The organism is Streptomyces glaucus (assembly GCF_039533365.1).
In the GTDB taxonomy this organism is placed as follows: Bacteria; Actinomycetota; Actinomycetes; order Streptomycetales; family Streptomycetaceae; genus Streptomyces; species Streptomyces glaucus.
In genome coordinates, this window is sequence record NZ_BAAATK010000010.1 from 62030 (window position 1) to 75835 (window position 13806).

14 protein-coding genes are annotated in these 13806 nt (G+C 72.3%); 7 read left to right on the forward strand and 7 right to left on the reverse strand.

What is annotated here, in order from left to right; genetic code table 11:
* Nucleotides 1-123 precede the first annotated feature (123 nt).
* Nucleotides 124-1506, reverse strand: a complete 1383-nt coding sequence (locus tag ABD363_RS10305; RefSeq protein ID WP_344601919.1) for a glycine--tRNA ligase — start codon at nt 1504-1506, stop codon at nt 124-126.
* A gap of 161 nt (nt 1507-1667) precedes the next feature.
* Between ABD363_RS10305 and ABD363_RS10310 the strand changes: the two genes are divergently transcribed.
* Genes ABD363_RS10310 through ABD363_RS10325 form a run of 4 tightly spaced genes read left to right on the forward strand, consistent with a single transcriptional unit; the run spans nt 1668 to nt 4821 of the window.
* Nucleotides 1668-2669: a zinc ABC transporter substrate-binding protein gene (locus ABD363_RS10310; RefSeq protein ID WP_344601921.1), complete on the forward strand. Its 1002-nt coding sequence runs from the start codon at nt 1668-1670 to the stop codon at nt 2667-2669.
* Between the two features lie 19 nt (nt 2670-2688).
* The gene (locus ABD363_RS10315; RefSeq protein WP_344601923.1) at nt 2689-3456 is read left to right on the forward strand and encodes a metal ABC transporter ATP-binding protein; all 768 of its coding nucleotides are present in this window, start codon (nt 2689-2691) and stop codon (nt 3454-3456) included.
* A complete protein-coding gene (locus tag ABD363_RS10320; RefSeq protein WP_344601925.1) occupies nt 3456-4358 on the forward strand; it encodes a metal ABC transporter permease in 903 nt (300 codons plus the stop codon). Before ABD363_RS10315 ends, ABD363_RS10320 begins: the two co-directional genes overlap by 1 nt.
* A gap of 49 nt (nt 4359-4407) precedes the next feature.
* On the forward strand, nt 4408-4821 hold the full coding sequence (locus ABD363_RS10325; RefSeq protein WP_344601927.1) for a Fur family transcriptional regulator: 414 nt from the start codon (nt 4408-4410) through the stop codon (nt 4819-4821).
* A gap of 47 nt (nt 4822-4868) precedes the next feature.
* Here ABD363_RS10325 and ABD363_RS10330 read toward each other — a convergent pair whose 3' ends face one another.
* The 4 genes from ABD363_RS10330 to ABD363_RS10345 form a co-directional block, all read right to left on the reverse strand.
* Nucleotides 4869-5702, reverse strand: coding sequence for an isoprenyl transferase (locus tag ABD363_RS10330; RefSeq protein ID WP_344601929.1), 834 nt, complete (start codon nt 5700-5702; stop codon nt 4869-4871).
* Nucleotides 5703-5727: 25 nt separating this feature from the next.
* Complete coding sequence (recO, locus tag ABD363_RS10335) at nt 5728-6474, reverse strand: DNA repair protein RecO (protein WP_344601931.1); 747 nt, start codon at nt 6472-6474, stop codon at nt 5728-5730.
* A gap of 81 nt (nt 6475-6555) precedes the next feature.
* On the reverse strand, nt 6556-6771 hold the full coding sequence (locus ABD363_RS10340; RefSeq protein ID WP_344601933.1) for a hypothetical protein: 216 nt from the start codon (nt 6769-6771) through the stop codon (nt 6556-6558).
* A complete protein-coding gene (locus ABD363_RS10345; protein WP_344601935.1) occupies nt 6768-6974 on the reverse strand; it encodes a hypothetical protein in 207 nt (68 codons plus the stop codon). The genes ABD363_RS10340 and ABD363_RS10345 overlap by 4 nt, the downstream gene beginning before the upstream one ends.
* A gap of 115 nt (nt 6975-7089) precedes the next feature.
* On the opposite strand from ABD363_RS10345, the gene ABD363_RS32605 reads away from it, so the two are divergent.
* Complete coding sequence (locus ABD363_RS32605) at nt 7090-7896, forward strand: transcriptional regulator (RefSeq protein ID WP_425577961.1); 807 nt, start codon at nt 7090-7092, stop codon at nt 7894-7896.
* 86 nt (nt 7897-7982) lie between these two features.
* On the opposite strand, the gene ABD363_RS10360 is transcribed toward ABD363_RS32605, so the two are convergent.
* A complete protein-coding gene (locus ABD363_RS10360; RefSeq protein ID WP_344601941.1) occupies nt 7983-8921 on the reverse strand; it encodes a calcium-binding protein in 939 nt (312 codons plus the stop codon).
* Between the two features lie 532 nt (nt 8922-9453).
* Here ABD363_RS10360 and ABD363_RS10365 point away from each other — a divergent pair.
* On the forward strand, nt 9454-10950 hold the full coding sequence (locus tag ABD363_RS10365; protein ID WP_344601943.1) for an alpha/beta hydrolase: 1497 nt from the start codon (nt 9454-9456) through the stop codon (nt 10948-10950).
* Between the two features lie 236 nt (nt 10951-11186).
* Here ABD363_RS10365 and ABD363_RS10370 read toward each other — a convergent pair whose 3' ends face one another.
* Nucleotides 11187-11906, reverse strand: a complete 720-nt coding sequence (locus ABD363_RS10370) for a FadR/GntR family transcriptional regulator (protein WP_344602109.1) — start codon at nt 11904-11906, stop codon at nt 11187-11189.
* 267 nt (nt 11907-12173) lie between these two features.
* Here ABD363_RS10370 and ABD363_RS10375 point away from each other — a divergent pair, with 267 nt between their 5' ends.
* The gene (locus ABD363_RS10375; protein WP_344601945.1) at nt 12174-13802 is read left to right on the forward strand and encodes an ABC transporter substrate-binding protein; all 1629 of its coding nucleotides are present in this window, start codon (nt 12174-12176) and stop codon (nt 13800-13802) included.
* Nucleotides 13803-13806 lie beyond the last annotated feature (4 nt).

Consider the following 13806-nt stretch of genomic DNA (forward strand, 5'->3'; position numbering starts at 1 on the left):
GTCAGCTGTTATCTGTCATCCCTCGTCCGCGATCCGCCGCCGCGCCGTTCCCGGACACGCGAAGGCCCCCGGTACGGATCCACGGGGTGGATCCGTACCGGGGGCCTGTCGGCGCGGGACCGGCTAGCAGCCGATCAGGCGGCCGGCGAGGTAGCCCTCGATCTGGTCCAGCGACACGCGCTCCTGCTTCATCGAGTCCCGCTCGCGCACGGTCACGGCGTTGTCGTCCAGCGTGTCGAAGTCGACCGTCACGCAGTACGGCGTGCCGATCTCGTCCTGGCGGCGGTAGCGGCGGCCGATCGCGCCGGCGTCGTCGAACTCGATGTTCCAGTGCTGGCGCAGGGCCTGCGCGAGACCCTTGGCCTTCGGCGACAGCTCCGCGTTGCGGGACAGCGGGAGCACCGCGACCTTCACCGGGGCGAGGCGGTGGTCGAGCCGCAGCACGGTCCGCTTCTCCAGCTTGCCCTTGGCGTTGGGCGCCTCGTCCTCGACGTAGGCGTCGAGCAGGAAGGCGAGCATGGTGCGGCCGACACCGGCCGCGGGCTCGATGACGTACGGAGTCCAGCGCTCGCCGGCCTCCTGGTCGAAGTAGGACAGGTCCTGGCCGGAGGCCTTGGCGTGGGACGACAGGTCGTAGTCGGTGCGGTTGGCGACGCCCTCCAGCTCGCCCCACTCGCTGCCGCCGAACTGGAAGCGGTACTCGATGTCGGCGGTGCGCTTGGAGTAGTGGGAGAGCTTCTCCTTGGGGTGCTCGTACCAGCGCATGTTCTCCTCACGGAGACCCAGGCCGGTGTACCAGTTCCAGCGCTGCTCCATCCAGTACTCGTGCCACTTCTCGTCCTCGCCCGGCTTGACGAAGAACTCCATCTCCATCTGCTCGAACTCGCGGGTGCGGAAGATGAAGTTGCCGGGCGTGATCTCGTTGCGGAACGACTTGCCCATCTGGGCGATGCCGAACGGCGGCTTGCGGCGCGAGGTGGTCTGCACCTGGGCGAAGTTGGTGAAGATGCCCTGCGCGGTCTCCGGGCGCAGGTAGGCGATGGAGCCGGAGTCCTGCGTCGGGCCGAGGTGGGTGGACAGCAGGCCGGAGAACTGCTTGGGCTCGGTGAACTGGCCCTTGGTGCCGCAGTTGGGGCAGTTGATGTCGGCCAGGCCGTGCTCGGGGGCGCGGCCCTTCTTCTCCTCGTAGGCCTCTTCCAGGTGGTCGGCGCGGAACCGCTTGTGGCAGGAGGTGCACTCGGTGAGCGGGTCGGTGAAGGTGGCGACGTGGCCGGAGGCGACCCAGACCTCGGGGGCCAGGATCACGGACGAGTCGATACCGACCACGTCCTCGCGCGACGTCACCATGTAGCGCCACCACTGGCGCTTGATGTTCTCCTTGAGCTCGACACCCAGCGGTCCGTAGTCCCAGGCGGCGCGCTGACCGCCGTAGATCTCACTGCAGGGGAATACGAAGCCACGGCGCTTGCTCAGGCTGACGATGGTGTCGATCTTGTCGGCGGCCACGGTGCTCTCTTCATTACGACGACGGGCGTTGAAGCGAGACGCTTCACAGCGAATGCCTCAGCGTACCGGCGGGAACTGGCCCGCTTCCAAATCGGTCCGCCCCAAGGGCTCCGCGGGCCCTTTGTTGACAACGGTTTCCACATTTGTTGAAAATGACTGTCATGAACGTACGACGACGCCAGATATCCGGCATAGCGGTCACCGCGGCCGCCACCCTCGCCCTGGGAACCCTCACCGCCTGCTCCGGCGACAGCTCGGCGGCGGGCGGCGCGGGCAACACGGACAAGTTCGACGTCGTCGCGTCGTTCTACCCGATGCAGTTCCTCGCCGAGCGGATCGGCGGGGACCACGTGCACGTCACCACCCTCACCGCACCCGGCCAGGAGCCGCACGACCTGGAGCTGAGCACCAGGCAGACCGCCGAACTCGGCGAGGCCGACGCGGTGCTGTACCTCAAGAGCCTCCAGCCGGCCGTCGACGAGGCCGTCGCCCAGTCCGGGGTCGGGACGAAGATCGACGCCGCCGCCCTGACCACCCTGGAGGACCACGGCGACGTCGAGCACCGCCACGAGGGCGAGGAGGCCCACGCCGAGGAGGGGCACGAGGAGCACTCCGAGGAGGCCCACGCCGAGGAGGAGCACGCCCTCGACCCGCACGTCTGGCTCGACCCGGTGAAGTACGCCGAGATCGCCGAGGGCGTCGCCGAGGCCTTCCAGAAGGCCGACCCGGACCACGCCGCGGACTACCGGAAGAACGCCGCCGCCCTCACCCGCGAGCTGGACGAGCTCGACACCCGCTACGCGGACGGCCTGAAGAACACGAAGACCAAGGTCTTCTTCACCCACCACGCCGCCTTCGGCTACCTCGCCGAGCGCTACGGCCTGACCCAGGAGGCCATCTCCGGCCTCGACCCGGAGAGCGAGCCCAGCCCGGCCCGGATCAAGGAGCTCCAGGAGGAGGCCAGGGCCGACGGCGTCACCACCGTCTTCTACGAGACACTGGTGTCCGACAAGACCGCGAAGACCCTCGCCCGGGACGCGGACCTGAAGACGGATGTCCTCGACCCGCTGGAGGGCATCACCGACAAGTCCGAGGGCGACGACTACTTCCAGGTCATGGAATCGAACCTCGAGGCGCTCCAGCAGGCCCTGGGAGCCAAGTGACCGACCATCGGAGGGCGGCATGACCGAGCCCGTCATATCCCTGCGCGGCGTCCGCGCCGAGCTGGGTTCGCGCCCCGTCCTGCGCGGCATCGACCTCACCGTGCACCGCGGTGAGGTCGTCGCGCTGCTCGGCGCGAACGGCTCCGGCAAGTCGACGGCCGTGCGCAGCGTCATCGGCCAGGTGCCGGTCAGCGCCGGCGAGATCGAGTTGTTCGGCACGGACCGCAGGCGCTTTCGCGACTGGGCGCGCGTGGGCTACGTCCCGCAGCGCACCACCGCCGCGGGCGGCGTGCCCGCCACGGTGAACGAGGTGGTCTCCTCGGGCCGCCTCTCGCGCACCCGCTTCGGCGTCTTCCGCAAGGCCGACCGCGCGGCCGTGCGCCGCGCCCTGGACCTGGTCGGCATGGCGGACCGGGCGAAGGACTCGGTGGGCGCCCTGTCCGGCGGCCAGCACCAGCGTGTGCTGATCGCCCGCGCGCTCGCCCCCGAGCCCGAGCTGCTGATCATGGACGAGCCGATGGCGGGCGTCGACCTGGCCAGCCAGGAGGTGCTCGCGGCCACCCTGCGCGAGCAGGTCGCCCAGGGCGCGACCGTCCTGCTGGTCCTGCACGAGCTGGGCCCCCTGGAGCCCCTGATCGACCGGGCGGTCGTCCTGCGCGACGGCTGCGTGCTGCACGACGGCCCGCCCCCGAAGGCCGTCGGCCAGCACGCGCTGCCCGGCCACGACCACGTGCACCCGCACGCACCGGCGGGCGCCGAACCGATCCGCACGGGACTGCTGAGCTGATGGAGATCCTGAACTACGCCTTCATGCAGCGGGCCCTGCTCGCCGCCGTCCTGGTCGGCGTCACGGCCCCCGCCGTCGGCGTCTACCTGGTCCAGCGCCGCCAGGCCCTGATGGGCGACGGCATCGGCCATGTGGCGATGACCGGCGTCGGCCTCGGCTTCCTGCTGTCCTGGTCCCCGGTGTGGATGGCGACGCTGGTCTCCGTCCTCGGCGCGGTCCTCATGGAGCTGATCCGCTGGTACGGCCGCACCCGCGGCGACATCGCCCTCGCGATGCTCTTCTACGGCGGCATGGCCGGCGGCGTGATGTTCATCAACCTGGCGCCCACCGGCTCCAACGCGAACCTCACGTCGTACCTGTTCGGCTCCCTGTCGACGGTGAGCGAGTCGGACGTGACGGCGATCTGCCTGCTGGCCGCCTTCGTGGTCCTGGTCACCCTGGGCCTGCGCCGCCAGCTGTTCGCGGTCAGCCAGGACGAGGAGTTCGCGCGGGTGACCGGCCTGCCGGTGCGCGCCCTGAACCTGCTGACGGCGGTGACGGCGGCGGTGACGGTGACGGTCGCGATGCGCGTCGTCGGCCTGCTGCTGGTCTCGGCGCTGATGGTGGTCCCGGTGGCGGCGGCCCAGCAGCTGAGCCGCAGCTTCGCGGCCACGTTCGCGATCGCCGTCGCCATCGGCGTGGCCGTGACCCTCAGCGGCACGATCACCTCGTACTACCAGGACGTGCCGCCCGGCGCGACGATCGTGCTGCTGACCATCGGCGCCTTCGTCCTGCTGACCGCGCTGGCCGCCCCGCTGGCCCGCCGGCGCGCACGGGCACTGGCCGCCGCCCAGCCCCCCGGCGACCCTGCGGAATGCGCGATTCCGGCCAGTCGCGGGGCTGAGCGCGGGGCCGGTGTCTGACCGGGCTGGCACAATGGCCCGGCAGGACGCAGACGTGAGGAGGCAACCGGTGACGACCGCTGGACCGTCCGTGAAGGGCCGCGCCACCCGGCAGCGCGCCGCCGTGGCGGCGGCCCTCGAAGAGGTCGACGAGTTCCGCAGCGCGCAGGAACTCCACGACATGCTCAAGCACAAGGGCGACGCGGTCGGGCTCACCACCGTCTACCGCACGCTCCAGTCCCTCGCCGAGGCCGGCGAGGTCGACGTCCTGCGCACCTCCGACGGCGAGTCCGTCTACCGCCGCTGCTCCACCGGCGAGCACCACCACCACCTGGTCTGCCGCGGCTGCGGCAAGGCGGTCGAGGTGGCGGGCCCGGCCGTGGAGAAGTGGGCCGAGGCCATCGCCGCCGAGCACGGGTACGTGAACGTGGCGCACACGGTGGAGATCTTCGGCACGTGCGCGGAGTGCGCGGCGAAGTCGTAGCGCCCGGCGGACGCCGGGGGGCGCGGGCCCCCCGGAATTCCCTCCCCTTACTGCTGCCTGCCCTCCATCGCCAGCAACTCCTCGTTCGGGACGGCCCCGCCGAACCGCCGGTCGCGGGAGGCGAACTCCACACAGGCCCGCCACAGGTCACGCCGGTCGAAGTCGGGCCACAGCACGTCCTGGAAGACCATCTCGGCGTACGCGCTCTGCCACAGCAGGTAGTTCGAGGTGCGCTGCTCCCCGCTCGGCCGCAGGAACAGGTCCACGTCCGGCATGTCCGGGTAGTACAGGTACTTCGCGAAGGTCTTCTCCGTGACCTTCGACGGGTCGAGCCGCCCCGCCCGCACGTCCTCGGCGATGGCCTGCGCGGCGTCCGCGATCTCCGCCCGGCCGCCGTAGTTCATGCAGAAGTACAGGGTGAGCCGGTCGTTGTCCTTGGTCTGCTCCTGGGCGACCTGGAGCTCCTTGGCCACCGACTTCCACAGCTTGGGCATCCGCCCCACCCAGCGCACCCGCACGCCCAGCTCGTCGAGCTGGTCGCGGGTTTTGCGGATGAAGTCCCGGTTGAAGTTCATCAGGAAGCGCACCTCGTCCGGGGACCGCTTCCAGTTCTCGGTGGAGAAGGCGTACAGGGAGATCGCCCCGACGCCCATCTCGATCGCGCCCTGCAGCACGTCCAGCACCCGCTCGGCGCCGACCTTGTGCCCCTCGGTGCGCGGCAGCCCGCGCTCCTTGGCCCACCGTCCGTTGCCGTCCATGACGATCGCCACATGGCTCGGGATCAGCTCCCCGGGGAGCTTCGGGGGCCGCGCGCCGGACGGGTGCGGCTCCGGCGTCCTGTACTCCCGGCGCTGACGCCCCAGGAACCCGCGTACGGCCATGTGCTTCTCGTCTCCTCAGACTCGCTTACTTTTCCACGTACCGAAGGGAGCGCAGCCCGCGCTCCAGGTGCCAGTGCAGGTAGGCGGACACCAGTCCGCTGCCCTCCCGGACGTACCGCGGCTCGCACGCGTCCGCGGTCTCCCAGTCTCCCGTCAGCAGCGCCCCGAGCAGCTCCAGGGCCTGCGGCGACGGTACGACGCTGCCGGGCACCCGGCAGTCGACGCAGACCGAGCCGCCGGACGCCACCGAGAAGAACCGATTCGGCCCCGGCATGCCGCACCGGGCGCAGTCACCGAAGCTCGGGGCGTACCCGTTGACGGCGAGGGAGCGCAGCAGGAAGGCGTCCAGGACGAGGTGCGGGGCGTGCTCGCCGCGGGCGAGCGTGCGCAGCGCCCCGACCAGCAGCAGGTACTGCTGGACCGCCGGCTCCCCCTCGTGGTCGGTGAACCGCTCGGCGGTCTCCAGCATGGCCGTCCCGGCGGTGTAGCGGGCGTAGTCGGTCACGATCCCGCCCCCGTACGGGGCGATGGTCTCGCTCTGCGTGCACAGCGGCAGCCCGCGCCCGACCAGTTCGCTGCCCTTGGCGAAGAACTGCACGTCGACGTGGGAGAAGGGCTCCAGCCGCGCCCCGAACTTCGACTTGGTGCGCCGCACGCCCCGCGCCACGGCGCGTACCCGTCCGTGACCGCGGGTGAGCAGCGTGATGATCCGGTCCGCCTCGCCCAGCTTCTGGGTGCGCAGCACGATGCCGTCGTCGCGGAACAGACTCATGGCCCCATTCTCCCGCACGCCGGACGTGCGCCGGGCCGCGCCCCGGGAACGGGCCCGGGGCGCGCGGCCTCGGTACGGGCGTCACGGGACCTCACCGCGGCTGCGGGCGTTCTCGTACGCCGTCGCCGCGCTGAGCCGCTCGGCGAGGGTGGCGCGACGCACGGCGCGCGGCTCCGCGTCCCACTCCTTTCCGCCCCCGTGCGGACGCAATTGCACATAGGGTCCCTCGTGGCCCATGACGATGCCGACCCGGCCCGTACACGTGTCCACGACGTACGCTCCGACGGGCGGCCTCATCGCAGCACCGCCGCGAGCCGCCGGGCGGTGTCCACCGAGCACCGGCCCAATTCGACGAGCGGACTGGGCGCTTCCCGCGCAAGACTCACCGGGTCCAACCCGAGTGACGGCAGAGTAATTCCGGCCTTCGCCAACGCCGTCCGCAATTCTTTCACCGTTTCCTCCGCTTCTTCGACGCAGTGCGCCGAGCGTTGTGCCGTCACCGTGCTCCCCTTCCTTTTTCATTCTCACTCTTCCCGCCCCTGGAGTGCCGTCTCACTTCTACACTCGGCAGACACCCGCGCCCTACAAGTGCAAAGTTCAACAAGGAAGTTGCCCATGGCCAACGCTTCACGAATGGCGGCGTGGGAGTTCTCCGGAACGGAACTGAAACGCCGCCACGAGAATGCGGAACTCACCCGGACCGAGCCGGGAACACGGATATTCGCGTCCGGCGGCCGCACCGGCCAGTTCGAACAGGCGATTCGGAAGCCTCGGGAGGAGGCGGCGCGGCGGATCGACGGGGTACTGAAAACCGACGGTATTTTCGAGCGGCTGCACCGCAAGCCGATTGCCGACCGGCGCCACGCGGATTACTTCGCGGCGACCGCGGAGCTGGAGCGACTCGCGGCCGGGATCCGCGAGTTCGCGCCTGCGCTGATTCCCTGCGCTGATTCCCGGACCGCTGCGGACGGCTACGTGTGCGAGAGCCGTCACGGTGACGACGAACCCGTTCGCGCCGGACGGGCCCGTGGAGGACAAGGCGTCCGGCCGCGCGGAGCGCGCGGACATTCCCGAGGACGCTGCACGCCCTGCGTATCGGGTGTTCCCGCACGAGAACGTACCGCGTATCCCGGTCGGCGGTCCGGCCGCCATGGCCGAGCGGTCGCAGCACGTCGCGGCACCGGCCGGGGAGCGGACGGTGCCGGCGCAGGTGCTGCCGTACGCGGCGGGGCGTCCTCCGTCATGACCGGCGACTCGCGGATCACGGAATGCGAGGACGCGCCGCCGACGGGCCCCGCGGAAGCGGCGCATCCGGGGAATCCGCCGGCCGATCCGGCCGTGGGGGCACGGGCACGGCCGGCATACGATCCGCCCGGGGCCGCCGCGCCGTCGCCGGAGGCGCCCCCGTCCGTCGAGCGGTGACTCGGGGCGGGGGCGAACGGTGTGCCCCCACCCCGTCGGAGCGGCCCGGCCTGCCGGTGAGGCGCGGGACCGCGCTCCGCTCGCCGTCAGTCCTGGCGGACGACGTTCGTGCCGGGGCCGCCGGAGAGGGTGTCCGTGCCGGGCCCTCCGTACAGCTCGTCGTTGCCGCTGTTGCCGTAGATCGTGTCGTTGCCGCTGTTGCCGTACAGGACGTCGTTGCCCGTGCCGCCGTAGAGGAAGTCGTTGCCCCGGCCGCCGTACAGGCGGTCGTCGCCGGCCTCGCCGTGGATCGTGTCGCTGCCGTCGCCGCCGGACAGGTCCTGGTTCCCCGCGCCGCCGTGGATCACGTCGTCGCCGGCGCCGCTGTCGACGGAGCCGTCCTCGCCGTCCGAGAAGATCACGTCGTCGCCGTCGCCGCCCTGCGCGATGGTGCCGTCGGCGGCGTGGATCGTGTCGGCGCCTTCGTCGCCGTACACGACTCCGGCGCTGCCGACCGTCAGATCGTCGTCGCCCGCCCCGCCCGAGACGGTGTTGCCGTCGGTGCTGCCGGCGTGGGTCGCCGTGTCGTTGCCGTCGCCCAGTTCGATCCGGGCGTGATAGTAGGTCTGGCCGGTGGCGTTGTGGTAGGCGAGGGCGTCGTCGCCGTCGCCGAGTATCGCGTCTAAGGTCGGGTACGGGTCCCGGCTCTCCGGGGTGGCGATCGTGCAGGAGACCTTGGTGCGGTCCGCGTCGTCCGGGTGGGTGCAGCCGTCCCCCGCGTCGATCGGCACCTCGTCGTCGATCACGTAGGTGATCTCGGTGCGTCCCTCGCTCGCCGACGCGTCGACGGTCACCTTGTTGGCCTGGCCCGGGGCGGCCGTGTAGACGATCGCGCGATCGTACGGGCGGAGAGCGGCGGTCGCCGACGGCGTCCCGGCGCCGGCCTGGCCCGCCAGGACGAACGGAACGGCCAGCCCCGCGCCGAGAGCGAGCGTCAGCGCCGCCGCGGTACGGGATCCCCGACGGCTGGCGTGGTGGGAGAACATGACACGGCCTCCATGAGGTGAACGGGTTCCTTACACCCGCATGTGACTGCCGGAGCGGACCGTCGGTTGCGTTCCGGCTCGCCCGGGAACACGGCGGCGGATCCCCGGCGCGGACCGCGGCGAAAGCGCTGACCAGGGGTGTTGACCCGGTCCTGCACGATGCGCCATCCGCCCGCAAGACGTCGTTCGACGCGAATTCACCGGAATGGGACGGATGTTTCCCGAGGAGGAACCGGAGTCGTGAGCGGCCGGAGCGCCGGGCGGGGGGAGGAGGAGCGGTGCGCCGCTGTTCCCGGGCCCCTGGCCGTGGCGGTCCGTGCGCGGGGCACGCCCGGGGAGCGGGTGGGGACGGGCTGCGCGACGGTCCGGGGTGCACGGAACCCGCCGGAGGGGACGGCCGCGTCACCGGCAGGAGCGGAGCGGGCCCGGATCCGTGGTCCCCACCCCTACGGGATCCCCCTGGGGCAGACCCCCGCCCGGCACGGCCGCCGGCCGGATGGGCCCGGCCCCGGCGGTCCGGGAGGCTCCTCCCATGAAGCCGATCACGAGAACCGTCGCCCTCGCCTCCGCCTCCGCCGCCTTGCTCGCCCTCGCCGCACCCCTGAACGCCTCCGGCGCGCCCGGCCCGTCCCGAGCGGTCGCCGCACCGCCCCTGTCCTGGGGAGCCTGCGAAGGCTCCGGTCTCGACCCCCGGCAGCGGTGCGCCACCGTCGAGGTGCCCCTGGACCACGCCCATCCGGACGGGCGGACCGTCGGCATCGCCGTCTCCCGGATCCCCGCCGAGAAGCCCGCCGCCCGCCGCGGCGCGCTGCTGCTGATCCCCGGCGGTCCCGGCGGCAGCAGTCTGAACGACCCGTCGGGCAAGGGGCGGAAGCTGCCGCAGGAGGTGCGGGACGCCTACGACCTGATCGGGTTCGCGCCCCGCGGCAACGCCCCGTCCACCCCCGTCGGCTGCGGGCTCGACCGCGCCGACCTGGCCCTGTCCAAGCTGCGGCCCTGGCCCGCCCCGGACGGCTCCGTCGACGAGAACATGGCCGTCGCGCGGCGCGTGTCCGCGGCCTGCGCGCGCAACGGCGGCGAGCTGGTCAAGCACATCAGCACCGCCGTCAACGCCCGCGACATCGACCGCGTCCGGGCCGCCCTCGGCGAGCGGAGGATCTCCGCGTGGGGCGTGTCGTACGGCACGTACGTCGGCGCCGTCTACGCCCAGCTGTTCCCGCACCGCACCGACCGCATCGTGCTGGACAGCAACGACAACCCCGACCCGGTGCGGGTGCAGCGCGCCTGGCTCGCCGCGTACGAGAACGGTGTCGAGGACGTCTTCCCCCACTTCGCCGCCTGGGCGTCGGCGCCCGGCAACCCGGACCGGATCGCCGGGACGGCCGCCGAGGTGCGGCCGCTGTTCCTGGACCTGGCCGCCCGCCTGGACCGCGAGCCGATCCCCTGGCCGGGCGCCAACCCCGAGGAACTGAACGGCAACGTGCTGCGCCAGACCATGCTGGACAGCCTGTACCGGCCCAGCGGCTACCCCACCCTGGCGAAGCTGATCCGGGCGGCTCGCAAGGGCACCGTGCCGCCCGCTCCCCAGACCCCGCCGGAGGCGGCCCTGCAGAACGTCACCGCGGTCAGCGTCGCCACCGTCTGCAACGACGCCGCGTGGCCCGCCTCCGCCGCCGCCTACGAGCGGGACGTCGCCAGGAGCCGGGTCACCCACCCGCTCACCGCGGGCATGCCCCGCAACGCCCTGGTCTGCGCCGCCTGGCCGTACCCGCCGAAGGAGGCGCCCGTGCGGATCACCGACCGGGGGCCGTCCGACGTCCTGCTCGTCCAGAACGAACGGGACGTGGCCACCCCGCTCAGCGGCGCCCGCAAACTCCGCGCGGCGCTCGGCCGGCGTGCCGTCATGGTGACCGTGGACTCCACCGGCCACGGCGCCTACCTCGCCCACGGCAACGCCTGCGGCGACCGCACCGTCTCCCGCTTCCTGGCCACCGGCGAGCGGCCCGCCGCGGACGTCCGCTGCCGCTGAGCGCCGCCCCGTGAGCGGGCCGCGGCGCGCCCGCCGGCCCGCTCGTCCCCGTCGCCCGGCGAGGACGGGGCCGCGCGGGCGGTCGCGGCGGAGGTCGCGCACCAGGACGATCCCCGCGCCGCGGGGCAGCACGTCCCGGCCGGCCCATCACACGATGCCGGCGAACGGCTCCTCCGGGTCGCCGCCGTGCGGGCGGGTGCAGCACCCCACGGTGTCCAGCGCGGCGTCGTCGACGCTCAGCAGCGCCTTCCGCCGGGCCGCGGCCCCCGCGCCGCCCGCGCCGCGATCCCGCGGAAGTGGACCGCCATCGCGCGCTGGGCCGCCTCGACGTCCCGGGCGCGCAGGGCGCCGACGATGGCGCGGTGACGGCGGACGGTGACCTCGGCGGGCGGGTCGGGCCGGCCGCGGGTGCCGGCGACGCGGCGGAAGACGGCCCAGAACGCGCCGAGCAGCTGCGGCACCAGCGCGTTGCCGAGCGGCGCGTACAGCAACTCGTGGAACTCCCGGTCCAGTTCGGGGAAGGGCCGGCCGGTGCGGCCCGCCCGCTCCATGCGGTCCACCACCGCCTCCAGCCGGTCGAGGTCGGCGTCGGTGAGGACGCGCGCGCTCCGCCGGATCAGGCCCTCCTCCAGCGCCTCCCGGACCTGGAGGATCTCGGCGAGGGCGGCGGTGTCGTCGTCGTGCCGGGCCAGGGCGCGGAAGGTCAGGCCGTCGACGAGCGGGGTCAGCGAGGCCTGGCCGACGTAGGTGCCGTAGCCGTGCCGGATGTCGACGATGTCGAGGGCCTGGAGCGCCTTGAGGGCCTCGCGGACGGAGTTGCGGCTGGCGCCGAAGGCCGCCATCAGCTCCGTCTCCGTGGGCAGCGGGGCGCCGGCGCCGAGCCTGCGGTCGAGGATGAGCTGCACGACCTGGCGCTGTATCCGGCTGCTCCGGGGCTCCTCGGCCATGCGCCGCATCGTACGCGCCCGGGACGTCGGACGTCCCACCTCCGGCGGCATCCGGGAGAGCGCCGGAACCGGCGGGGCGCCGATCCGGCCATCGGGCGGCACCATTGGTCCGACCTGTGGCGGTTGCGCCATTCGTGCGCGATCCCTTGACCGCCCCCACGGCCCCTCCTATGGTCGCGCTGACCGCAGGACGTAGGACGTCGTACCTCCTCTCTCACCACGTGCTCCGCCTTCCCACGAGTTCTCTGCCCGCTCCCTCTCCCCGCAGGAGGAACCGTGCGCGACGTGATCCGTGACGTGCCGGCGCCGCACCGCCGGACGTTCCTGAAGCACACCGGCGCGCTGGGCGCGGCGGCCGCCGTGACGGCGTCGCTGGGGGCCTGCGGCGGGCCGGAGTCCACCAACGACACCGGCGGCGGGGAGGGCGGCCCGGACCGGACGCTGACGGCGGTCATCGGGTACGGCAACGACGGCAGCTGGGACCCGACGCAGACCGCGTCCGCGTTCTGCATGGCCGCCAACCACCACATCTACGAGGGGCTGCTCGACACCGACCCGATCTCCCGCGAGCCGTACGCGGCGCTGGCGACGCGGGTGCCCGAGAACCCGGACGGCACCTCGTGGCGGTTCACGCTGCGGGCGGGCGCGACGTTCCACGACGGCAAGCCGGTCACCGCCGACGACGTGGTGTTCGTCTTCGACCGGATCCTCGACCCGGACACCCAGACCCTCGCCAAGGGCTTCTTCGCGAGCTGGCTGGAGGAGGTCCGGAAGGTCGACGCGCGGACCGTGGAGCTGGTGCTGAAGTTCCCCTTCCCGGACGGGCTGTCGCGGCTGACGCTGGCGAAGATCATGCCGAAGCACGTGTTCTCCCGGCCGGGCGCGTGGAACGAGGCGATCAAGGGGCTGGCGGTCGGCTCGGGGCCGTACCGGCAGACCGCGCACCACCCGAAGTCCAACACCACCTTCGAGGCGTTCGACGGCTACAACGGCCCGCGCAAGCCCGCCTTCAAGCGGATGAACTGGCTGACGATCGTGGACGCGGCGCCGCGCGTCGCGAAGATCTCCGGGGGCGGGGCGGACGCGCAGATCGCCGACAACATCCCGTACGCCAACATCGGCCGGCTGGAGAGCAGCGGGCTGACGGTCGCGGGCGGGGCCGGGATGAACAACCTGTTCCTGATGTTCAACACCCGGCGCAAGCCCTTCGACGACGTGCGGGTGCGGCAGGCGCTGCGCTACGCCATCGACACCGAGAAGATGGTCGAGGTGGCGCTCAAGGGGCACGGGACGCCGTCCACGTCGTTCCTGGACGAGGCCAACCCCTGCTACCGGCGGGCGAAGACCGTCTACGACCACGACCCCGAGCGGGCGAAGGCGCTGCTGCGCCAGGCCGGGGTCGACGGACTGGAGATCGACCTCCTCGCGGTGAACGTGAGCTGGATCGCCGACTGCCTGCCGACCGTCAAGTCCTCCTGGGACGCGATCGGCGTGCGCACCACCCTGTCGCCGCAGGAGACCACGGCCGTCTTCACCAAACTGGACCAGAAGCAGGACTACCAGGTCGTCGCCGCCGCCTCCAACCCCAACCAGTTCGGCCTGGACGCCGATCTGATCATGCGTTACAACTACGGGCCCGGCAACCTGTGGATGCAGTACACGCGCTGGGCCGGGCACCCCGTCGCCGAGCGGCTGTTCCGGGACATGGACGCCGCGACCCGGGAGGCGGACCCGGAGCGGAAGAAGGCGATGATCCAGGATTACATCGACGTCGTCGCCGAGCAGGCCGTGCTCTACCCGGTCGTCCACAACGAGCTGATGACGGCCTGGGACCCCGACCAGCTCACCGGGATAAGGGCCCAGCCCTACCCCGGCATCAACCTCCTCCAGGCCAAGTGGGCCTGAGGGG

What these genes read in the sequence shown, in the direction of transcription:
- ABD363_RS10340 (WP_344601933.1), bottom strand. Translation starts at nt 6,771, where the DNA reads ATGAGGCCGCCCGTCGGAGCGTACGTCGTGGACACGTGTACGGGCCGG.
- recO (WP_344601931.1), bottom strand. Translation starts at nt 6,474, where the DNA reads ATGAGTCTGTTCCGCGACGACGGCATCGTGCTGCGCACCCAGAAGCTG.
- ABD363_RS10365 (WP_344601943.1), top strand. Translation starts at nt 9,454, where the DNA reads ATGAAGCCGATCACGAGAACCGTCGCCCTCGCCTCCGCCTCCGCCGCC.
- ABD363_RS10330 (WP_344601929.1), bottom strand. Translation starts at nt 5,702, where the DNA reads ATGGCCGTACGCGGGTTCCTGGGGCGTCAGCGCCGGGAGTACAGGACG.
- ABD363_RS10370 (WP_344602109.1), bottom strand. Translation starts at nt 11,906, where the DNA reads ATGCGGCGCATGGCCGAGGAGCCCCGGAGCAGCCGGATACAGCGCCAG.
- ABD363_RS10310 (WP_344601921.1), top strand. Translation starts at nt 1,668, where the DNA reads ATGAACGTACGACGACGCCAGATATCCGGCATAGCGGTCACCGCGGCC.
- ABD363_RS32605 (WP_425577961.1), top strand. Translation starts at nt 7,090, where the DNA reads ATGGCCAACGCTTCACGAATGGCGGCGTGGGAGTTCTCCGGAACGGAA.
- ABD363_RS10315 (WP_344601923.1), top strand. Translation starts at nt 2,689, where the DNA reads ATGACCGAGCCCGTCATATCCCTGCGCGGCGTCCGCGCCGAGCTGGGT.
- ABD363_RS10360 (WP_344601941.1), bottom strand. Translation starts at nt 8,921, where the DNA reads ATGTTCTCCCACCACGCCAGCCGTCGGGGATCCCGTACCGCGGCGGCG.
- ABD363_RS10320 (WP_344601925.1), top strand. Translation starts at nt 3,456, where the DNA reads ATGGAGATCCTGAACTACGCCTTCATGCAGCGGGCCCTGCTCGCCGCC.